This is a genomic window from Pedobacter sp. 22226, from assembly GCF_052045455.1.
GTDB classification, from domain to species: domain Bacteria; phylum Bacteroidota; class Bacteroidia; order Sphingobacteriales; family Sphingobacteriaceae; genus Pedobacter; species Pedobacter jeongneungensis.
Genome location: NZ_JBQEPB010000006.1, coordinates 180,266 through 202,928 on the forward strand (window position 1 = coordinate 180,266; position 22,663 = coordinate 202,928).

12 protein-coding genes are annotated in these 22,663 nt (G+C 42.4%); 8 read left to right on the forward strand and 4 right to left on the reverse strand.

Features of this window, described 5'->3' with window-relative positions; translation table 11 throughout:
- The first annotated feature begins 50 nt into the window (after positions 1–50).
- Both ACTJKC_RS15490 and ACTJKC_RS15495 read left to right on the forward strand, forming a co-directional pair.
- On the forward strand, positions 51–1,325 hold the full coding sequence (locus ACTJKC_RS15490; RefSeq protein ID WP_440793263.1) for a glycoside hydrolase family 71/99-like protein: 1,275 nt from the start codon (positions 51–53) through the stop codon (positions 1,323–1,325).
- A 186-nt stretch (positions 1,326–1,511) separates the two neighbouring features.
- Positions 1,512–3,059 (forward strand): GDSL-type esterase/lipase family protein, encoded by a 1,548-nt coding sequence (locus ACTJKC_RS15495; RefSeq protein WP_440793265.1) that lies wholly within the window; start codon positions 1,512–1,514, stop codon positions 3,057–3,059.
- 123 nt (positions 3,060–3,182) lie between these two features.
- Here the strand turns inward: ACTJKC_RS15495 and ACTJKC_RS15500 are convergent, their stop codons facing one another.
- From ACTJKC_RS15500 to ACTJKC_RS15515, 4 genes are read right to left on the reverse strand one after another with little or no spacing between them, the layout of a single operon-like run.
- Positions 3,183–4,646 carry a BACON domain-containing protein gene (locus ACTJKC_RS15500; RefSeq protein ID WP_440793267.1) on the reverse strand — a complete coding sequence of 488 codons (1,464 nt, stop codon included), beginning with the start codon at positions 4,644–4,646 and terminating at the stop codon, positions 3,183–3,185.
- Positions 4,647–4,698: 52 nt separating this feature from the next.
- Positions 4,699–5,970 carry a glycoside hydrolase family 99-like domain-containing protein gene (locus ACTJKC_RS15505; RefSeq protein ID WP_440793268.1) on the reverse strand — a complete coding sequence of 424 codons (1,272 nt, stop codon included), beginning with the start codon at positions 5,968–5,970 and terminating at the stop codon, positions 4,699–4,701.
- A 34-nt stretch (positions 5,971–6,004) separates the two neighbouring features.
- On the reverse strand, positions 6,005–8,020 hold the full coding sequence (locus tag ACTJKC_RS15510; RefSeq protein WP_440793270.1) for a SusD/RagB family nutrient-binding outer membrane lipoprotein: 2,016 nt from the start codon (positions 8,018–8,020) through the stop codon (positions 6,005–6,007).
- Between the two features lie 10 nt (positions 8,021–8,030).
- On the reverse strand, positions 8,031–11,321 hold the full coding sequence (locus ACTJKC_RS15515) for a SusC/RagA family TonB-linked outer membrane protein (protein ID WP_440793272.1): 3,291 nt from the start codon (positions 11,319–11,321) through the stop codon (positions 8,031–8,033).
- Between the two features lie 817 nt (positions 11,322–12,138).
- On the opposite strand from ACTJKC_RS15515, the gene ACTJKC_RS15520 reads away from it, so the two are divergent.
- The 6 genes from ACTJKC_RS15520 to ACTJKC_RS15545 all read left to right on the forward strand — a co-directional run bounded on the left by ACTJKC_RS15520 (position 12,139) and on the right by ACTJKC_RS15545 (position 22,655).
- The gene (locus ACTJKC_RS15520; protein WP_440793274.1) at positions 12,139–12,999 is read left to right on the forward strand and encodes an ROK family protein; all 861 of its coding nucleotides are present in this window, start codon (positions 12,139–12,141) and stop codon (positions 12,997–12,999) included.
- Positions 13,000–13,055: 56 nt separating this feature from the next.
- Positions 13,056–15,428 carry a glycoside hydrolase family 3 N-terminal domain-containing protein gene (locus ACTJKC_RS15525; protein WP_440793276.1) on the forward strand — a complete coding sequence of 791 codons (2,373 nt, stop codon included), beginning with the start codon at positions 13,056–13,058 and terminating at the stop codon, positions 15,426–15,428.
- A gap of 12 nt (positions 15,429–15,440) precedes the next feature.
- Complete coding sequence (locus tag ACTJKC_RS15530) at positions 15,441–16,718, forward strand: glycoside hydrolase family 71/99-like protein (protein WP_440793278.1); 1,278 nt, start codon at positions 15,441–15,443, stop codon at positions 16,716–16,718.
- Positions 16,719–16,805: 87 nt separating this feature from the next.
- Positions 16,806–19,352 (forward strand): galactose oxidase, encoded by a 2,547-nt coding sequence (locus ACTJKC_RS15535; protein ID WP_440793280.1) that lies wholly within the window; start codon positions 16,806–16,808, stop codon positions 19,350–19,352.
- 330 nt (positions 19,353–19,682) lie between these two features.
- Entirely contained in the window at positions 19,683–20,420 is a 738-nt protein-coding gene (locus tag ACTJKC_RS15540) for a ThuA domain-containing protein (protein ID WP_440793282.1), read from the forward strand.
- Positions 20,421–20,438: 18 nt separating this feature from the next.
- Positions 20,439–22,655, forward strand: a complete 2,217-nt coding sequence (locus ACTJKC_RS15545) for a DUF7133 domain-containing protein (RefSeq protein WP_440793284.1) — start codon at positions 20,439–20,441, stop codon at positions 22,653–22,655.
- Positions 22,656–22,663 lie beyond the last annotated feature (8 nt).

Below are 22,663 nucleotides of genomic sequence, written 5' to 3' on the forward strand. Positions count from 1 at the left end.
ATTTTGGTTTTTACACCGATGTTGGTGTGTTAACCAAATATATCCGATCAATGAGAAAAATTAATTTAATGCTGCTGTCGGCAGTAATTCTGACGGCAGTGGGTTGTAAAAAAACACAGGAAAGCGAAGAGGTTGTGCACCACAGCCTTTCGCAGGCAAAGCAGGTTGCAGCACTGGCTTCTCCTCCGGGAGATGTGGTAGGTAAGCTTGTTGTAGGCTACCAGGCCTGGTTTGGCTGTCTTGGTGATGGATCGCCATTTAATTCGTGGAAAACCTGGGGACCTAATCCGCCATCTCCGGGGCATATTAATGTTGAAATGTGGCCTGATGTGAGGGAATATACCACCACCTACCAAACCGGGTTTGCAAATCTGGGCAATGGCCAGCCAGCAAAATTATTTACTTCTTATTCTCAGCAGGTTGTAAATACGCATTTCCTCTGGATGCAGCAAAACGGTATCGATTGTGCTGCGCTTCAACGTTTTGGCAGTGCCCTGGCAGCTGATCCACGCGATCTGAACTGGCGTAATGGAAATGTACCTATGGTGAAAGCAGCTGCCGAAACTTACGGGCGCAAATTCTTTATCGAATACGACATTTCCGGCTGGACAAATTTCCAGTCTGAAATTAAAACCGACTGGACCACCCGCATGCAAACCCATACTTCTTCTACGGCTTATGCGAAACAGAATGGGAAGCCTGTGGTAAGTTTATGGGGCATAGGGGTTTCGGGAAGACCAGGTAATAATGCCGTATGGACAGATGTGATTAATTGGTTTAAAACCCAGGGGTGTTACGTAATTATTGGGGTAAAAAGGGACTGGCGAAATGATGCCACCAATATGAGTGCTTATAACCAGGCCAATATGATCCAGCCGTGGACAGTTGGATCTATGAACGGCATTGCCGGCGCCAACAATTATGTTTCAACCCTCAGTGCTGATTTTGCCTATTGCAACTCGCATAACCAGGATTATCAACCCGTTGCTTTTCCGGGTTTTGCATGGTCTAACTGGCATACAGGTGCGCAGAACGAAATACCACGCTTACATGGAGATTTCCTCTGGAGGCAGTTTTATAACATCAGGAACAACAATATTCCAAGTGTTAAAGTTGCCATGTTTGATGAATATAATGAGGGCACCGCCATTGCCAAGGCTGCAGAAAATGCTTCAATGAAGCCCAGCAATCAATACTTTTTAACTTTGGATGCAGATGGAGTGGCCTGTTCTTCTGATTTTTATTTAAGGCTCACCCGCGATGGTGCCAAAATGATAAAAGGCCAGATACCGCTTACTGCTAACCATCCAACGTCACATCAATAGTAATCTGATTTGGACTGAAAAAAAATAAACGTTAATTCGTTAGTTGTTGACTCCACAATACCCATAATTATTATCGTGTTCCGGTATATGGCGCCGTTTAATTTTGGTAGGGTGGAGTCAATTGTTAATAGCTGTTGCTCAACTCCGGGCGACAAATTTGATTATCATCCTAACCCTTTTAAAATAATGAGAAAAACTATATTTATTTTTTTAACGCTTTTGGGGCTATCTGCCATTGGCTGCTCAAAAAATGAGTTGCTTCCGCAAAATTTCACCTCCGAAAAGCTTTTGGCTTCCGCACAGCTCAGGAATGGGCCAGTTATTGCAGCACTTGATATTGGAATCAACGATCCGAATATTAAATATTTTGGCCGTTGGGATTTTAGTAATCCTACACAATATTTAAGTTATTGGGGCGGGGCCTATATTAAGGTTAACTTTACCGGTACCACCGTTAAAATAAAAGTTGGCAATACCAGTAATTTTTATGCTAAAATCGATGGTGGTCCATGGGTGAGTTTTACAGGTGCAGGCGGCACCATTAATCTTAAATCCACTCCCTTGTCGGCAGGTAACCATAGTTTGAGTGTGGCGCAGGGCAAAGATTACGATTATGTATTTAATTTCCGCGGTTTGGTGCTCGATAATGGAGCAACTACCTCGCCACCAGCAGTTTCTGCCGACATTGTAGAATATATAGGAGATTCTATAACAGCGGGTTATACCGATGCACAGGCCAATGTATCTGATTATGCCTGGGTAGTTTCAGAATCAATGAATGCCGAGCATACACAGATTGCCTATCCCGGCATCACCCTGGTAAACGGATATGGGGTAAATGCAACCAAAATCGGTATGGATGTACAATATTTTAAATCACAGTCTTTAGCTTACCCATCGTCTCCAAACTGGGATTTTACCAGGTACACCCCTAAAATTGTGGTTATTAATTTAGGTCAGAATGATCAAAGTACAGGCGTACCCGATGCAACTTTTCAAAACGGATATTTAAATTTTCTTTTAAATGTGCGTACAAAGTTTGCCAATGCCGAAATATTTACGCTCCGTCCGTTTAGTGGGGCAAAGGCAGCATTGGTACAGGCTGCGGTAAACCAGCGCATTGCCGCCGGAGATAATGCCGTTCATTATATTAATACCACGGGCTGGTTGCTGCCTCACCCTTCTGCTGATTTTAACGACGGGGTGCACCCAAGTGTTGCAGGGCATATTAAGGCTGCGGGTTTATTAAAACCCTATATTGCGCCTTATCTGTCATCGGGATCAGTATTTTTGCTGAATAATGCCGATGCCAATGCTGGCTGGGCATCCGGAAACACCCTTTCTGTAAATACCAGCGATAAAAAAGAAGGTAGTGCTTCATTGCAATCTGCAGGTAGCGGCACGTTGGAATTTCAACGCTCCTTTACGGCTGTTAACCCGAATGTAACGGTGGCAAACGGATCTGTCGATTTTTGGTACTATGTATCAGATGTAACTAAATTTACGGCCTCAAACCAGATTGAGATCGGGAGTGGTGGCGCAGCAGATGTAAATGAATATAGCTGGGATATCGGCCCTTTAACAAACGGATGGAACCACATTACCAAAACCTTTGCTTCTGCAACCATTACGGGTGGAACCCCAAATTTGAACGCCATCAACTGGTTTAGAATATACCATGCCAAAAGCGGAGCAATAACCACCAGGATAGATGCCCTGAGGATTTTACATTAAACTTTGTGTAGAAATGCCTTTACGGGTTATGCCCTTAAAAATAAACAGCCCACGGATTACTCCATGGGCTGTTTTTTTAAAGCCATACTTTGCTTTTTTATCTTCGCGCTTTATGGTGCCTTGTTATGGACATTTTGTAAAGCCGTATCCTGCATTTTGAGGACAGATGTTGGCTGCTGCATTCCAACTGCCCAATTTTGGATGACTTAACAGATCTGCAGGTAAATTCCCCGTAAAATTATTGAGTTTTAGTTCCAGCGAATTTAAATTAGGCATTTTGCTGAAAACGTTTTCTGGTATTGGTCCTGTAAAATTAGAGGTATGCATCTGAAGAAGCGTTAGCGCCGTAAGATTTGCAAATTCAGCAGGGATAGTTCCTGTTAAACCTGATCTGCTCAGCGTTAAACTCGTCAGTTTTCGTAAGTTACCCATTGATGGCGGAATGGTACCGGTTAACTGTTGGTTGTTATTGTTCATATCGATCAATATCAGTTCACTCAGATAACCGATAGCAGGAGGGATGGGGCCTTTAAGGTTTCTGGCCGCCAGATTAATCCTCGTTACCCGGTCTACACCATTAACTTTTGCCACTGTAATTCCATTCCAGTTGGTGGCGGCAGTGGCCTCTTGTAAAGGTGCGGTAATATTCCATTTCGTACCAGACCAGTTGGCGCCACCCATGCTTTCGTAAATTGCAATCAGCACCTGCCTGTCTAACTCTGTGCCGATGGCTATACCGGTTTGTTTTACCTGAATCACTACATTTACCAGGCCATAAGTAATGGTTATGGTTCCACTTAGGTCTACAAAATTATTTTTAACTGTGGTAACCGTTAACTTGTTTCCGTCTCTCTGTACTGTAAACCAGCTCGAATTTAAACTCACTGCATAATTCCATTGCTGGTTGGTTTCTATGGTAATTACCTCGCTACTGCCATCCCTGCTAAACTGAAGGTTTTTCTTGTCTATTTCAAATTCAATCGTCCCTTTTTGCGTAACGGTGATTGATTTGTTAAAAACCGGAGATTCTGCATTAATAATCACCACGGCGGTACGTTCTCCGGCCTGGGGATTTGCCGTAGCGGTTAGTTTTACTTCACCACCCTTTATTTCCCAGGTTAACCAGTCGGCATCACAACTTAACGACCAGTTCATGTTACTGTTAATGGTTACGGTGCCGTTATCTGCCTGGTTTTTAAGTTTTAAAACAGGATTGTCGATAATAATTGTTGGTGTATTTCCATGTTGCTTAATCACGATGATTTTGCTCAGTAACTTATCTGCACTAAAAACTTTTATTTTAGCTACCCTTTCGTATAAACTGGTGTTTTCTTCCATGGTAAGCTCTACTTTGCCGCCTTTTTTTGCAGCGCTGATCCAGGTTTGGGTGGTTAAGCTTTCTATATCCCATTCGCTATTATCAGATATCGAAACGTTAAAACTTCCTGTTTTATTGGTGTTTAAGTACTCATAAACATCTCTTTCGATGTTGAGCACAGGCTTATCTGGCGACTGGTTTTTATCTTTTGAACAATTGGTCAAAACGATTATTAACATGGCCAGGCCGTATATCAATCTTCTTTTCATTAATTCTTATTATTGCATTGTTGAACAGAATCGGTTTATTTAGGCGGGATTCTTATTTTACTTTAAATTCATCGCGCACAATATCCAGGTATTTGCTGCCATAACCTTCTCCGTAATCTGTTGCGGTAGGCTCTATCTGTGAATCCCATTGCCAGTTGTTAAATGATTCAACCAGCACGATTCGGCTATTCCCGAGGTTAATTTTGGCCACATTGCACCGTTCCCTAAAATCTGCTTCGTTTTTTCTGATCGCAGGGTAATTATAATCCGGGGTTGCGTTGTTAATGTTTGCGGTAAAAGAAGGAGAAACCGATGGAATAAAATCAATGCTGAAATTTTTAGAGAGATATTCTTTGTTCAGTTTGTAATTTTCATTGATTAAACGGTTTAGCAGATACGTTCTGTCCCAACCCGTAACTCCGCTGCCTACATTGCACATGTTGTCCATGGTTACCGCATCGGCTTTACCCTGCATAAAAAAGTATTCAAAACGGGCAGACGGTGTCCATTGTGGTTGGCGGGCAATGATATAAACATCTTTTCCGGTTTGTTCCTTAATTACCTTGCGGATATTGTCATATACTTTTTTACTGTTTTCGGTGTAGAGCCTGTCTGCACCAAGAAATACCAGCACGGGGCGCCCCTGGAAATGATAATAGGTTTCATCTTTAAAATAGAGCGAAATGCGCTTTAAGAAGCTATACAACCTGTCTTCGCGGCTCACCGATATATTCTGTCCGTTAATGTTATAAACCGTTGCCGGCGCAGTTTCAAGCAATAAGTTGTTACTTAATCCCGCACTGAAATTATTAATATCCACCGAAATGGCGTATTTCATTGTGCCCATATTAACCGATGGCAGATTAAAATTATGTTCTGCCAGCATATTTATCGTCAAAGAGTCGGTACCATTCAGGTTATTGGGAAACATGGCGCCCGGGTTTTCTTTCATCGCCGGGCTGATCAAAAAGTCGATTTTTGCTGATTTTGCCCATTCAACGATTTTCGACATGTTCAGTGCGCCTGCCTCTGTAGGCCTCAACTCGTAACGGCCCAGCTCCGGCCTCACGTACGGACCGATTTTTCCTGCCGCGGCATCATACTTTTCAGTAATCCTGCTCCATTTTATCTCATCACTGATCAGAATGCCGGAAGGTTCATAAATATAAGCGCCAACCGGTATATTGCTGGTTACCGGAACTTTTTCAATTTCATAATTTAGTGGATAATCGTCAATCGACGGACCTGTATCTTTTTTACAGGAAACAGCCAGGACCACTAATAATATTCCCATTAACGGGATTTTGATAATTCTTTTTTTCATGATTATATTGATATGGATAATCTTTAATGCTTGTTTATTTAGGAATATAGGTAACCAAAAGCTGCCTGAACGAATAATCAAAAGCTTTTGTAAGCGCCAGGTTATCGTTTGATTCTCCTGTCATACTTTTTGCCGTTGCAACAACTTCCTCGTAGGTTTTGCCGTATTTTTTATTGAAATATTCGCAGTTTGGCCTGATTTTTTTGTTACCGCTATATAACTGCTCGGCGAAAATCAGGTCGGGATTCAGCTTTGCAAAACCCAAAGTGGTGTAAACGTTATCTCCCCAGCGGTCGCCCCTGTAATAAGGACTTGCCGCCTTTAAGTTTTCAATCCCCTTGTAATAGGCTTCCCGGTTTTTACTCTGCTCTACAATCGGATAAACAAAACGCTCTGTCCAGTAATTGTAGGCTGAATTGTATCCCTCAACATCGCTGGCGCCACCATTGGCGAAAAAAGGAGGGAAGCGCAGTACCCTGGTTCTGCGTTCCAGGTTCCAGCCCTCTAAACAGTTCAGGTAATCTGCGATGTACCTTTGTTTGTAAATCTGCTCCAGGTGATTGTCTTTGCCGCCTCTGCCACGGATGTTGGCGCGGTACAATAACCTCCTGTCGGCATAACCTTTTCCATCCGTATTCCATTTTACGCCATTCTGGGCAAGGTATTCGTCAACACCGGCCAGGTTGTATTGTGCAAACGAAGCGCGTACACCCGATTCGTAATTCTGCATGGCCTTAGCTTCCGAACCAAAAAGCATTTCGGCCTCAGCCTTTAAAAAATAGCTGTCGGCCCAGTTTAGTAAGATCATGCTGGCGTTCTCTTTTACAAAATCAGTCTGTACAAAAGAGAGGTTGTAAGGGCTGTTCCTGCTTGCCAGCGGATCATTATAGCGAAAATCTTTACCTGGTATAAAGGCCCATTCCCATCCTGCAGCAAGGCTATTCAGCTCCGGAAGTGGTACATAAGGCATAGCATAATCCACTAACACCGAGTCGCTTCTTAAATTGTTCATTCCATCGGCCTGGTGCAGTGCAAAATTCGGGCAATCTGTTTTGGTGCAGAAATTAAGGTGTTTTCTGGTCAGTGTATCGGTGTACAGGAAGGGCTTAACTTTTATTGGTGAGAGCTGGTTTCCTTTAAGACTATAGGCACCCAGGCGCGGATCTTTATAAGAAAAAAGGTAAATCGCAAAATATTCGCCCAGGGCAGGGTAGGTCATCTCGCTAAAATTCGTCGCGTTTTTGATAAACCTGGTGTAATAATAAGATGCACTCATCGATTCATCCGATCCCCACTGTAATTTCACCATATCATCAAGTGAAGAAATCAGTTTAGAGTCATCAGCCATTGCTTCGCTGGAATGGGTTCTGGCAAGGTCCATTGAGAGGTTTTGGGCATGAAGCGCAATATTTAAACGCAGCGTATTGGTAAATTTCTGCCATTTCGAAATGTCGGATTTACCAAAAGCACTTCCGCCAAATACAGGATCGCGCATTAATAAGTCGTTTGGATAAGCAGAAGATACCCTGTACAATGCACTGGCATCTTTTAAATCTTTCAGGATCTGGGTGTATATTTCGAGTTCAGTATCATAGGTATATTCCCTTTTACTTTGCTCGCTATCAGCAAGCGCCTGGCTCATCGGCACACTTCCGTACATCGAGGCCATCATGTAAAAAAGGTATGATTTCCAGGTTTTTACCATTGCAAGGCGATTGGCAAATTCCGGTTTTCCGGTGTATTCTTTTTCCATTTTGAGCACATCGCGAATAATGCCCACATAAAACTGGTTAAAATAGTTGTCGCCAATATCCTGTGAGGGATTGGTGGCAAAACCGACTACCGCATACCTTGAAAAATTGATCAGTTTGTTGTAGTTTACATCCTGGATCAGTCTCATGGTACGGGAAACCGTGCCGGCGAAAATATCGTTGACATCCACATTGTACACTTTGTTTTTGTTGGTGTTAATCTCTTCAAAATCCTTGGTGCAGCTTTGAAAGGCGGCGCATAGGAAAATGAATGCGAGCATATAGGTTATTTTTTTCATCGTCGTATTTTTAAAATGAAAGTTTGACATCAAATCCCCATGTTGACATTGGTAAACTAAAACCCCTTTCGAAACCCTGAGCATTACCTGTTGTTGAGGTAGCCTGTGGATCCAGACCTTTTGGGGTATTCTGGAATAATATGGCCAGGTTACGTCCAACCAGCGCCACCCTTGCACTTTTAACTGGCGTTTTTCTAAACCAGGTGCTTTTTAAGGTATAACCCATGGTTACTTCCCTTAATTTGATGTAAGAGGCATCATAGATATATCTTGCCGCGCTCGAAGCACTGTTGTGCGTCCAGTGGTCCATAGGCGATACCCAGGCCATTGAAGGTTTATCGGCCCAAAAAGCGCCAACAGAAGGATCATAAACGGTATTGCCAAGCTGAACGCCTTTCGGACGGGAGCCGTCAGGGTAGCGTACATAATTCTGGAGGTAATCGGCACCGGGTTTAACCGTGTTTCCCGGCTGGAGGAAACCTCTGCGTTCATCCGTATTTTCGCCCAAAATCAGCTGCGAAATAAGGTCGTCATAGCGGCCTTCTAAAGATTGTACGGTATTGCCATCAATACCGCCTCTGAATGCAGTGTAAGACCATACTTTTCCACCCGACTGGAAATCAAACATAAAGCCCAAATCTACCGGGCCAACCCTGAAAGAGTTTTGCCAGCCGCCAAACCAATCCGGTTGTATGGAGCCTAAATACTGATCAGGCAGGAATTTGGGTTTCCCGTCAACACCTACATAGATTGCACCATCGGCATTTCGTTTATAATCGTTTCCGTAAAATACGCCGTATGGTTTGCCCACTTCTGCATAAAGCCTGATATTATCGCCACTGCCCATCTCATAGCGGGTAATGCCCTCTACAAGTGATACTACCTTTGATCGGTTTTGTGCCCAGTTGAAAGTGGTGGTCCAGCTGAAGAATTTTGTTTTAACAGGTGTAACGTTCAGGCTTACCTCGACCCCGGAGTTCTGGATTTCCCCTGCATTCAGGATTTCCCTGCGGTAGCCGCTGGCAGAAATCGCATCTGCCTCTACAATCTGGTTTTTGGTGCTTTTGCTGTAATAGGTTACATCGGCATTTACCCTGCCATTCCAGAGTTTAAGCTCCGAACCAAACTCCCACGATTGCGTTTGCTCGGGTTTAAGTTTGTTGTTTTTCAGCACCTCTTCGCCGGTAAAAAATGGAATCCCAAGGAAAGAACCATTTTCATTCCTGAAGTAACCGCTGTAAAGCCTGTCGAAACCTGTATCATTACCAACCTGCGCAAAAGAGCCCCTGAATTTAAGATAAGAGAGCACTTTTTTATTTATTTTGAGCGCATCTGTAACCACCACACTACTACCCAACGAATAATAAAAATAAGAGTTGTTGGCCGATGGTAAGGTGCTCGACCATTCGTTGCGGGCGGTGGCTTCTAAAAATGCCCAGTTTTTATAGCCTAAATTACCCATACCAAAAATGGCCTGTTTATTTTTGGCCTCAGGTTCTTCAACCGCACCAATAATGCCTTTTGCATTTGATAAACTGGCCAGATCAGGCGTAATGAGCATAAAAGCCCTTGATGACATGCGGTCTGCTTTAACAGTTTGTAAAGAGGCCCCAAAGTTTGAGTTCAGGTTAAAATCCTTATTCAGTTTTTTGTTAAAAGAGAGCAGGGCATTATAGTTATTATTGGTTGATAACCTGTTCCATTTATAGTATTCGCCATCAATATCAAAAGGGGTATAAAGATTGGTAAAATCCCAGCCTTTTTGCTGCTGCAGATCAGTTGCCGCGGTAAGCCTTAGTCTGAACAGCTGGTTAAGTCTGATATTAGCCGTGAGGCTTGCATTTAAAAAGTTTTTACTGTCCTGGTTCGAAGTTTCATTTAACAGCCAGTAAGGATTGGTGAAACCGTTAAAATTGAACGGTGTGCCGCCATTTTGTTTCCATGGTACAAGTTCTGCATAAGAAGCATCCCTAGGGAGATTCGCAATTACATAGAGCGGGTTCCTGTTTGAGCTGTCGCGGAATCCCCTGTTGTCCATATTCTCATAAGTGTACCTGATGTTCGCATCCAGGTCTAAATAATCGGTAATTTTCGCTGTGCTCCTTACATTAAGGTTATGCCTGTCGAATAAATTGAATTTCTCCAAAATGTCATCAGCGGTTTGCCCGGTGTACGAAAGCCTGAAACTCATCGCATCCGTTAGCTTATCGATAGAAAAACTGTTGGTGATCGCATTAGAGGTTTTATACATGCTTTCGATGGTTTGTGGTTGAGGAACATAATCTTTTACAATCCCGTTTCTGCCCACAACTTTAAATCCGAGCATTGGCATACCCCACGATCGCTGATCCTGGTTTCCCATATTCGGGTTCCATATTCCGTAAGGCAAATTCGGATCAAAGCTTACCCCATTGCCAGAATTGCTGAAATAATTTATCCCCTCTCTTTTAAACTGTCCGGTTTGTCCGGCGCCATATATGTTCTGTAGCGTAGGAAAATTGTACAGATTCCCCAGCATGGTATTAAAACCATAGCTGATTCCCAGTCCCTGCCTTCTGCCGGCTTTTTTAGTGGTGATCAGTACCACTCCGTTTGCGGCGTCCGATCCGTAAAGCGCTGCGGCATTTGCACCCTTCAAAATCTCCACATTTTCAATTTCATCAGGATTGATGCTGTTTACCGGGCTCCCGAAATCAAGATCGCCGTTTTCTCCTGAGTTATTTAACACAGGAATCCCGTCGATCACAAATAATGGCTGGTTGTTACCGGTGAGGGAATTATTTCCCCTGATTACCACCCGGGTTGAGGCACCGGGGCCGCCTCCCGAAACAATCTGCATGCCGGCAGCCTTTCCAGATAACATATCAAGCAGACTACTTCCGCGGGCCTCCGTCATAGAAGATACATCTATGCTTTGGCGGGAGTAGGCCAGCGATTTGGCTTCTTGTTTAATACCCATTGCCGTTACCACAACCTCACTCAGGCTTTTCGTATCGTCGAGTAAAACAATGCGTAATTCTGTTTCTGACCTTACCGCGACCTGCTGAGGCAGAAAACCCATGTAACTGAACCTTAAAGTTGTATTAACCGGGACAGTGATCTTAAATTTTCCATCCTGATCTGTTTGGGTGGCCTTTGTATTCGTTGCGCCCACAGCACTTACAGAAACCCCTACAATTGGCTGGTTCGTATTATCGAGCACAGTACCTTTAATGTTAAGTTGTTTGTTTTGAGCTTTTGCCAGCGTAGAAAAAATGACCAGTAATAATGCGAGGCAATATTTGTAAAATTCTATCTTCATTTCATTAATGCTTAAATAATGCTGTGATTAATTGCCGGTGTTGCCCTATGGTACAGATTGTTTGATAGGGGCGGTTTGGAATAAGATCTGCTCTTTGATGTGGAACCGGTTGTTCCGGTATCGGTTACCGAAATAAAAGCAACAGGTATAAAGCGGACGTACCACTTTAAAATAAGTCGATTAATGCTCATAAAATTTGTTTATTTGGTTAAATGCAGGATCATCCTGTTCGTTATAATTCAGGTGATGCTACTTGTAGTTACGATTTGGTATTAGTGACTTGCCTGCATATGAATAATCAGCAACAGGCAGCCTGTTATGAAAGTATTAATTCATCATGCAGTGTAATTTAGATGGTTAGTTATTTGGTTAGTTTGTTTAGTTGGCCCGGTTACGGCTCTAAATCTTTTATAAATTACGTGCAGGGCAATTAATTAATTAATAATAAAGCATTAATTTTCCAGGCTTATTTAATAAAAAAACAGATTGGTATTTTTATTTTTGATTTTTTTGATCAAAATCTCCCTTTCAAACTGTACCTGGCCAAATCAAATTTTTATTTCTTTAAAAAAAGAAGTTGCTTCTAAAACAATATTTAATATTGCGGGCGATTTGTTTGAAAAAACAGGTTGTAAAGGATTATTTTCAGAATATTTCCTTAATTAATCTTTTTTTAAAGTTTTATTAATCCTTCAGGCATAGGTTTGAGCCAAAACACTAACCAAATAGCTCCTGTTGCGTAAATTCTTTACATTTAAAGAGGTAAAACGATTTAATACTTGTGTCTGGTTAATGTTGTAACGCTAAAATCAACAACATGGAAAAAATTGTTTTGGGTGTCGATATTGGTGGCTCCCATATCACTGCCGCTCTTATCGATCTGGAGAAGAAAAAAGAAATATCAAAAACCAGGTTTCGCGCACGTTTAAATGCACATGCTTCTGCCGCTGAAATTATCGGGGCATGGGCATTAACCATCGAAAATGCAATAGGCAAATATGCCGGAATGCCTGCCTGGATCTCGATTGCCATGCCGGGACCAATGGATTATAAAAACGGAATCTGCCTGATTAAGGATCAGGATAAATATGAATCGCTTTATAAAGTTAATATTAAGGAAAAGCTGGCGCAAAGGCTAAATTTTCCGGCAGCTAAAATAAGCTTCCGTAACGATGCGGTATGCTTTTTACAGGGCGAAATATTCAGTGGAAGTATAAAAGGACTGGATAAGGCAATTGGCCTTACCCTGGGCACCGGTTTGGGTACGGCACATATGATAGATGGCAAAGCTTTTGATTCAGATTTATGGAAAATGCCGTTTTTAAAAGGCATTGCCGAAGATTATATTTCTACAAGGTGGTTTGTTACCCGGTTCGAGGAGTTAGCCGAAGTGAAAATCAAAGATGTTAAAGATTTGGTCGAAAACCACCGCGATTCCCCATATTTCCGTTCCATTTTTATCGAATTCAGTATGAATCTTGCTAAATTTATCTATAAGTTCGTAAGAAAAAAAATGCCGCTGGCCGCGGTAATTGGTGGCAATATTGCTCAGGCAGAAGCCTTTTTTCTCGACGATACCCGGAAATACCTTGCACAGATGATGGGCTATAGTTTTCCCATTAAACGCTCTACACTTGGAGAAAAAGCCACATTAATCGGGGCGGGTTCCTGTTTATAAAAAATAATTGCCCGTTTAAAGCTTTCAATAACCCTATAATTATAACAGCAACACTTATGCAGATAAAAAAAACGGCCCTGATTGTTCTCGTTCCTTTCTTAACGGTTTTCATTTTTGCATTTAGCAGGAAACCTGAACCAGCTAACCGGAAATGGATAGATTTTAACAAGAATGGAAAACTGGATGTTTATGAGGATAAAACACAACCCATAGAGAAAAGGGTTGCCGATCTTCTCAAAAGGATGACCGTGGAGGAAAAAACCTGTCAGTTAACCACTTTGTATGGTTATGGAGCTTTTTTAAAAGACAGACAGCCAACGCCATCCTGGAAAGATAGCGTGTGGAAAGATGGCATTGCCAATATAGATGAACAATTAACAGGGCTGAGAAAAGATACCGTTTTTGCATTTCCATATTCATCGCATGCATCGGCCATCAATACGATACAGCGCTGGTTTATTGAAGAAACCAGGCTGGGAATACCTGTTGATTTTACCACCGAGGGGATCCGTGGGCTTAACCACATGAAAGCAACCTATTTTCCTGCCCAGCTGGCCCAGGGCAGCAGCTTTAACAGGCAGCTGGTAAGGCAGATCGGGCAGGTTACCGCCCGCGAAGCAAAAGCACTCGGCTATACCAATGTATATTCGCCCATACTCGATGTATCATCAGATCCCAGGTGGGGCCGGATGGAGGAAACCTATGGCTGCGATCCTTTTTTAGTCTCGCAGCTGGGTAAACAGAATATCCTGGGCATACAGGAAAACGGAATCATTTCTACCGTAAAACATTTTGCTGTTTACAGCATTCCGGTGGGTGGAAGAGATGGTGGTGTGCGCACTGATCCGCATGTTGCGCCCAGGGAAATGTGGAACCTTTATCTTGAGCCTTTTAGGGTTGCTTTTCAGGAAGCCCATGCAAAAGGTGTAATGGCCTCTTACAACGATTATGATGGACAGCCAATTATTGCCAGTCGTTATTTCCTGACGGATATTTTGCGCAAACAGTTTGGTTTTAAAGGTTATGTAACGAGTGACAGCCATGCTTTGGAAGATCTTTTTGCAAAACATCATGTAGCTAAAGATACTGCCGATGCGGCCCGTATGGCGCTTGCTGCGGGTTTGAATGTGCGTACTGAATTTAAAAACCCGGCCGATTACCTGAGAGGACTTAGAAGAGGAATAAAAAATGGATCCATCGCTATGAGTGTTGTAAACCAGCGGGTTGCAGAAGTGCTCCGGGTGAAATTCGAAATCGGTCTTTTTGACCATCCATATGTAGAAGATACACAGGCGGCCGACCGTGCCGTGCACCATAATGAAGCTAAAAAACTTGCGCTGCAAGCTGCAAGAGAGGGGATTGTACTTTTAGAAAATCAGAATAAAATATTACCGCTCGATGCTGCAAAAACAGGTACGGTTGCCATAATTGGCCCAAATGCCAAAGAGCACAACAGCCTTCTTTCGCGCTATGGGCCAACACATGCCAGCGTAATTACCGTATTTGATGGATTAAAAGCCGCTTTACCCGCAGGTACCAAAATTAATTATGCAAAAGGATGTGATCATATCGATAAAAATTTTCCCGAAAGCGATGTACAGGATTTCGATCTCACCAAAGATGAAAACGACGCCATAGAAGAGGCGGTAAACCTGGCTAAAAAATCGGAAACCATATTTCTTGTACTGGGCGACAATGAAAATACAATAGGCGAAACTAAATCGAGGCTTACGCTTAAACTGCCCGGAAGGCAGGAGCTTCTGCTCAAAAGAATTGCAGCATTAAAAAAGCCGATGGTATTACTTTTAGTAGGCGGACGGCCTGTTACTTTTGGGTTTGACCATAAAATTATCCCGGCCATTATCGAAACCTGGTACCTGGGCGAATATACCGGAAAAGCAATTGCAGATGTGGTGTTTGGCAATTATAATCCCGGGGGGAAACTGAGCGTACCTTTCCCAAAATCAGTTGGGCAGATTCCGCTTTCTTTTCCGATGAAACCTTCAGCCGATGCAGATAGTAAAGAAGACGCAAATGTGAGCGGTTTTCTGTATCCTTTTGGTTATGGGCTCAGTTACACCGATTTTCAGTATAGCGACCTTAAAATTGTTAATGCCTACCAAACTGAAAAAAAGATAAAAATTAGCTTTAAAATCAAAAATACAGGTAGCAGGGCAGGCGATGAAGTGCCTCAGCTGTATGTGCAGGATGAGGTGAGTTCTATCATCACTTACAGTAAAAACCTGAGAGGGTTTGAACGCGTGCACCTGGATATTGGTGAATCAAAAGCCATCAGTTTTATACTCAATCCGCATGATCTTTCACTTTTGGATATCAACATGAAACGTGTTGTAGAACCCGGCTGGTTCAAGGTTATTATTGGCTCATCCTCAGAAAATGACCGTTTAAGCAGCCGGATAAAAATTTAAAGCACCATTTACATGAAAAAGTATTATTTCACCGCTATTTTAATAATTTCCTGTGCTTTTCTTTGTCAGGCACAATATAAGCATCAGAAAAAAACAGCATATCCAAATTATAAACACCTCATTATGGCGGGTTACCAGGGCTGGTTCAGGGCAGAAGGCGATGGTTCTTCATCCAAACATTATGCTTATGGAAACGAAGATAAATCGGGTATAGATATGTGGCCTGACGTAACGGAGTACAGCAAAACCTATCAAACTCCTTTTACGCTGGCTTCCGGAGAGAAAGCCCGTTTTTTCAGCTCCTATGATAAAAGCAGCATCGACCTGCACTTTAAATGGATGCAGGACTATGGTGTAGATGGTGTTTTTATGCAGCGCTTTTTTAACAACGCCAGAGAAAATGAAAGAAAAGGCGATGGCGCAACGATTTTAAAAAATGCTTCCCTGGCTGCTTCTAAATATAAACGCGCCATTGCCGTAATGTACGATCTATCCGGACTATCGGCAAAAAATGAGGATTGCTCAGCCATTATAGAAGACTGGAAATACCTGGTGGATGAATTAAAACTGACCAATCCGGATGGGCTCAATACCTATTTACAGCATAACGGAAAACCAGTTGTAGCCATCTGGGGCGTCGGTTTTCCGGACCGGCCGTATAATATCCGCAATATTGGTATAGAGCGCCTGATCGATTTCTTAAAAAACGATCCGGTTTATGGAGGCTGTGCAGTGATGCTGGGTGTACCCAATGCCTGGCGCGAACTAAAAGGCGATTGCATCAACGATCCGTACCTGCATGAGCTGATTGCCAGATCGGATATTGTTTTACCATGGTCAGTGCAGCGCTATACACCACTGCTCCATAACGATATGGACCGCTTTCGGGATGACCTGATTGAGGATATGAAATGGTGCAGTGCCCGCCATATTGATTATGTGCCCTGCGTTACACCCGGTTTTAGCTGGCATAATTTAAGTAAATATGAATTTCCGGACGATGTGAAACCCGTAGGCTCAATACCCAGACAAGGCGGGCGTTTTTACTGGCAGCAAATTGCTACGGCTTTGCTTAGTGGTGCAGATATGCTGTATGTGGCCATGTTTGATGAGGTAAATGAAGCGACCGCAATTTTTAAAGCCACCGATAAACCGCCGGTAAGCACGAAAACATCATTTATTGGGATGGATGGTATGCCTTCCGATCATTATTTATGGCTTACCGGCGAGGCAGCAAAAATGTTACGTGCCGAAAAACCTCTTACAATTAAAATGCCGAGACGAAATTAACAGATTAACCATGTACCAATACGTTTAACCTTATACAACTATGGCAACATTGGGATATATATTCTATATTCGTAATGTTAATAAATCATGACCAAATTATATCTCTGGAGTGCAGTAATCATCCTTTCGCTCTGCTGCAACAAAAGCTTTTCTCAATCATATGGCCTTGGCTTCTTTAGTCATGAAGTGGTTCAGGACCAACGGACCGGACTCGATTTAAGTCCCGGCAAAAACCTGTGTTTTGAGGATGGCTTTGACCTGAGTTTCGATTTAAATTTTCTGCCGAATAAAGACGATTATTTCGGTTACATTTTACGCCTGGTTGTTAACGATTCTGAAAATATCGACCTTCTTTATGATAATGATTTTAAAGAAAAGCATCATTTTAAGGTAATTGTCGGGAATAAATTTTCGAAAATTGCTTTCGAAATTCCTCCTTCTACGCTTTATCATCACTGGAACCAGATAAAATTGAGGTTTGATGCACAAAAATCGCAATTAACCCTGTTTTGTGGTCAATATATTGGCAAAGCGACGGTAAATCTGAATAAAGGGAGTTGTTTTAAGATCCTTTTCGGGGCCAATGAATATCAGCAGTTTAAAACCTCAGATAATCCCCCGATGAAAATCCGCAACATTAAGATTACCGAAGATGGAGAGCTAAAATACCACTGGCCGCTTGATGAATATGACGGCAACAGGGCCAAAGAACTTGTTGGCGATAACAAAGCCGGTGTAAACCGTGCCTTGTGGATTAAAAAAATGCATTACGACTGGCAAAGGCTTGGGAGTTTTGTAGTAAAAGGACCTGCAAGTACCGCATTTAATACCAAAAAAGATGAGGTGTATATTGTGGAAAGAGACTCGCTCAAAACTTTCTCGGTGAGCGATACCAAACTCAAATCGTTGCCTTTTGCCAATAAACTTACCCTTTTAAGAGGAAACTATTCGCTGTACGACGAAAGCAATAACCGTTTGCTCAATTTTTACGCCGATCAGAAGACCGTTAGTGTTTTCGATTCCGCATCCAGAACATGGTCTAAAGATTATAACCCCAAAACACCTATTACCGACAACTGGCTTTTTAACAAGTTTTATTCTCCAAAAGATTCTTCATTGTATATGATTGCAGGCTATGGCCACTTTATATACAAAAACCAGGTCAATAAATACCATTTTCCAACCGGTACCTGGCAACAGGAGCAGTTTAAAGGTGATGTTTTTACACCGAGGTACCTGGCTGCGCTTGGGCAATCGGGAAATGGCGCCTACATTATCGGTGGCTATGGAAGTACAACAGGTAAGCAGATGCTTAACCCGCGCAACCTGTACGATTTGCTGTACTTTGATATGGATAAAAAAACAATCAAAAAGCGCTATGAACTTAAAGTTGGGGGAGAAGATTTTGTTTTTGCAAATTCACTGATCATTAACGAAAAGGAACGTACATTTTACGGCCTGATATTTCCGCGGCACAGGTATGATTCTAAACTACAGCTCATTGTAGGTTCGCTCGATAAACCGGAATATAAACTGAGTGGCAGTAAAATCCCGTACAGGTTTCATGATATCAATTCCTATTCAGACCTTTATTATAGCAGATCTTCAAAACGCTTTATTGCAGTTACTACTTTTCGCGACAGTACCGATAAAACGCACGTCAATATTTATGCGCTCAATTCGCCGCCATTAGATGCTCCTGATAAGCTTTTCGCAGAACATTCTTCATTCTGGTACTGGTTTTCCGGTTTGTTTCTGGTTGCCATGGGAATCATCTTTTTTGTCTTCAGAAATAAAAAAGCAACCAAGCCATTGTATCATGCTCAGGTTCAATTACTTGCTGATCCGGGTGAAGAAGTAAAAGAAACTGTCCTTATTGAAGAAACAGTAACCGGAAACAAAAGTTCAATTTTTCTTTTTGGCGATTTACAGGTATTTGATGATGATGGTCAGCAGATTACCAAACAGTTTACCCCACTTATAAAGGAACTTTTCCTCGTGGTTCTGCTGTACACAATAAGGTGGGAGCGCGGCATCAGTTCAGATAAACTTAAGGAACTGCTGTGGTTTGATAAATCGAACGAAAGTGCCCGGAATAACCGCTCGGTTAACATCGCTAAATTAAAAAGTATCCTCGATAAGATCAGCAATTGCCAGATTTCGAAAGAAACCGGTTACTGGCGCATCAATATCGATACTGCAGTTACCTATACCGATTACCAGGAGTATGTAAATATTATTAAGGATAAATCGCACCTCGATCATCAAAAAATCAGGCGTCTTGCCACCATTATTAAACGCGGACCATTCCTGCCTACCGTAAATTACGAGTGGATGGACAGTTTTAAGGCAGAAATATCGAACGAAATCATCGATTCTTACCTGCATTTTTCGCATTCGGTTGGGATAGAAAGCGATCCTGAATTATTGATCGAACTTTCCAGTTATATCTTTTATTTTGATTCGGTAAATGAAGAAGCAATGGTAATTAAATGTAAGGCACTTGTTCACCTGGGGAAACATTCTATAGCTAAAAATACTTACGAAAACTTCTGTAAAGAATATAAACTCCTTTATGGAGATGAATTTCAGAAAAGCTTTTCAGAAGTGCTGGTTTCAACCCCGGGGCATTAATACATATGGCTCGCCAGAGAGCAAATATTTCCGGGGCAGATGATCTCTGATTTTTGTTACCCATTTTCTACTCAATTAACAGCAGATTAACAATTCTATCAGTTAAACCGGGGGGTAAAATTATGCTCACAAAAAATGCTGTTAAATTATTTTACTGTTTTTATCGCTCTGTTTTTAACTGATTGATTTTCAGTTGGTAATCAGGTTTTTTGTGATTTTAATCGCCGAATAGTTACAAAAAGGCTTTTTAAATTAATTGTTTATTAATTTTTTTTTAAGCCGCGGGCCTAATTTCACCTTCCGTTAAACTAACCAGATTAAACCTATTTTATGAAAAAGATTAAATACATCAGCAGCCTGATTGTAATCGCCGTTTTGCTTTTCAGCAACAGTTTATCTGCCAAAAAGCAGAAAGTGCTTATTTTCTGTAAAACGGCAGGTTTTCACCACAATGCCATTGCCGATGGTGTAAAAGCCATTATAAAACTAGGTGCAGAAAATAATTTCGATGTTGATAGTACAACAAATGCAATCAACTTTAATCCCTCTAACCTCAAAAAGTATAATGCCGTAATTTTCCTGAGTACTACTGGCGATGTATTGAATGATACACAGCAAAAAGCTTTTGAAGATTATATCCATCATGGTGGTGCTTTTGTGGGCGTGCATGCTGCAACTGACTGCGAATACCAGTGGCCCTGGTATGGCAATTTGGTAGGGGCTTATTTTGCCGGTCACCCCAACCAGCAGGAAGCTGAACTGAACGTCATTGATAAAAATCACCTTTCAACAGAAATGCTCCCCAACTTATGGAAACGGAAGGACGAATGGTACAACTTTAAATCTGTTGCTACTGATCTGAAAGTGCTCATTACCATTAACGAGAAAAGTTACGATGCAGGCAAAGCCAAAATGGGCGATAACCACCCCATGGCCTGGTACCATACTTATGATGGCGGAAGGGCCTTTTACACTGAACTGGGCCATACCGAAGCTTCTTATACCGAGCCATTATTTCTTCAGCATTTATTGGGAGGAATTAAATATGCCCTTGGCCGAAAAAAATAACCACAACACAAACAACAAATGAAAAAGAACAAAAAAATTGTAATAGGGATACTGGCGCTTTCGAGTTTCATTTATACCTGTAAAGTTACCCAAACTGCCCTTAAACGCGATGCCGATGGAAAAATCATCGTTAACACCAATCCATCTCCCGCTTATCTTTCTCCGGAGGAAAGTATGAAAACGATTCACCTGCAAAAGGGATATCATTTAGAACTCGTGGCCAGTGAGCCGATGATACACGAGCCTGTTGCCATTGTCTGGGACGGAAACGGAAGGATGTATGTTGCCGAAATGAATACCTATATGCAGGATGTAGACGGTACAGGGGAGATGAAGGCTGTATGTTCGGTTAAAAGGCTGGAAGATACGAATGGCGACGGAAAAATGGATAAATCGGTCATTTTTATCGATAATCTGGTGTTGCCGAGGATGATTTTAACCCTTGATGATCGTTTGCTGGTGAACGAAACCAATTCTAACAACATTTACAGCTACCGCGATACCAATGGGGATGGCGTGGCCGATGAGAAAAAACAGGTATTTAATAACGATGCCATTAATACAGGTAATCTTGAGCACCAGAAAAGCGGTTTAATCTGGAACATCGATAATAAAATATATGTTACGGTAGAAAATGCGCGCTACAGTTATGAAAACGGACAGATTAAACGCGAATTTTTACCAGAAGGCGCAAGCGGACAATGGGGGCTTACCCACGATGATTATGGCCGTTTGTACTTTTCAGCTGCCGGTTCCGAAACCCCTGCTTTAAACTTTCAGCAGAACCCGGCTTATGGCAGACTTGATTTTAAAGACCAGTATAACGATGAATTCCAGGCAGTTTGGCCGATTATTTCTACCCCGGATGTGCAGGGTGGAGTGAACCGCCTCCGTCCGGATAGCACCCTGAACCACTTTACGGGCTGTACAGGGCAATCTGTTTTCAGGGGAACCGCTTTACCGAACGATGCCAGAGGCGATCTGTTTATTTGTGAGCCGGTTGGCCGTTTAATCCGCAGGGCAAAAGTGACCAATACTGCCGGAAAAATTACCCTGACCAATGCATATAACAAAGAAGAATTTATTGCTTCTACCGATATGAATTTCCGTCCGGTTAACAGTGTAACCGGCCCCGATGGAAGCCTTTACATTGTAGATATGTACCGCGGAATCATCCAGGAAGGAAACTGGACAAAACCTGGAAGTTTTTTAAGAAGCAAAATCGTGCCACGTGGATTGGACAAAAATATCGGCCGAGGCCGCATTTACCGGGTGGTTTACGATGGGATCAAACCCGATAAAAAACGTCCGCAGATGTTAAACCAACCCAGTAGCGAACTGGTGGCTTATCTCGAGCATCCAAATGGCTGGTGGAGAGATAATGCACAGAAAATATTGGTGGTACGTGGCGATAAATCGGTTGTTCCGGCCTTAAAAACCATGGCCACTACTTCTGCTAATCCGCTTGCCCGTATCCATGCACTTTGGACACTTAATGGCTTAAAATCTCTCGATGAGCCAACCTTAAACCAGGGTTTAAAGGATAAAGATGCTTCGGTGAGAAAAACTGCAGTTTGGATCTGCGATGATAAATTGAGGGAAGGCAACACCAGTTTATTAACTACGCTTGCCACACTTAAAAATGATCCGAGCGAAGATGTACGTTTTCAGCTTGCACTGAGCCTGCGTTATGCAAAAGCCGATCAATCGAAAGCCTTATTGGCCGATGTGCTGGCGCAGAATAACAATGTTCCGGTTCTGGTAGAATCGCAAAAGAAATACCAGTCGGCCATTGATGCCAAAGCCGCTTCAGAGCGGAATGCCAAGTTAATGGCAGAGGCCGACCGTAAACTGGTAACCGAGGGCGGATTGATTTTCAAACAGCTTTGTGCCACCTGTCATGGTGCTGACGGAAAAGGTGTTTCCATCGGAGGAAAAGATATGCCCGCGCCACCGCTTGCCTCATCAAAAGATGTAACCGGCGATCCGCAGAAACTGATCAAAATTTTGCTTCACGGACTTTCAGGGCCAATCAATGCTAAAACCTATCCAGATGTTATGCCCGCTTTGGGTTTTAATACCGACGATTATATTGCTTCGGTTTTGAGCTACATCCGTAACGATTTAGGCAATAAAGCCAGTACCATCAAACCTGCTGATGTAAAAAAAGTGCGTGATTTACATGCCTCACGCACCAAACCTTGGACAATTACCGAACTCGAATCATCTAAATAAAACCTATA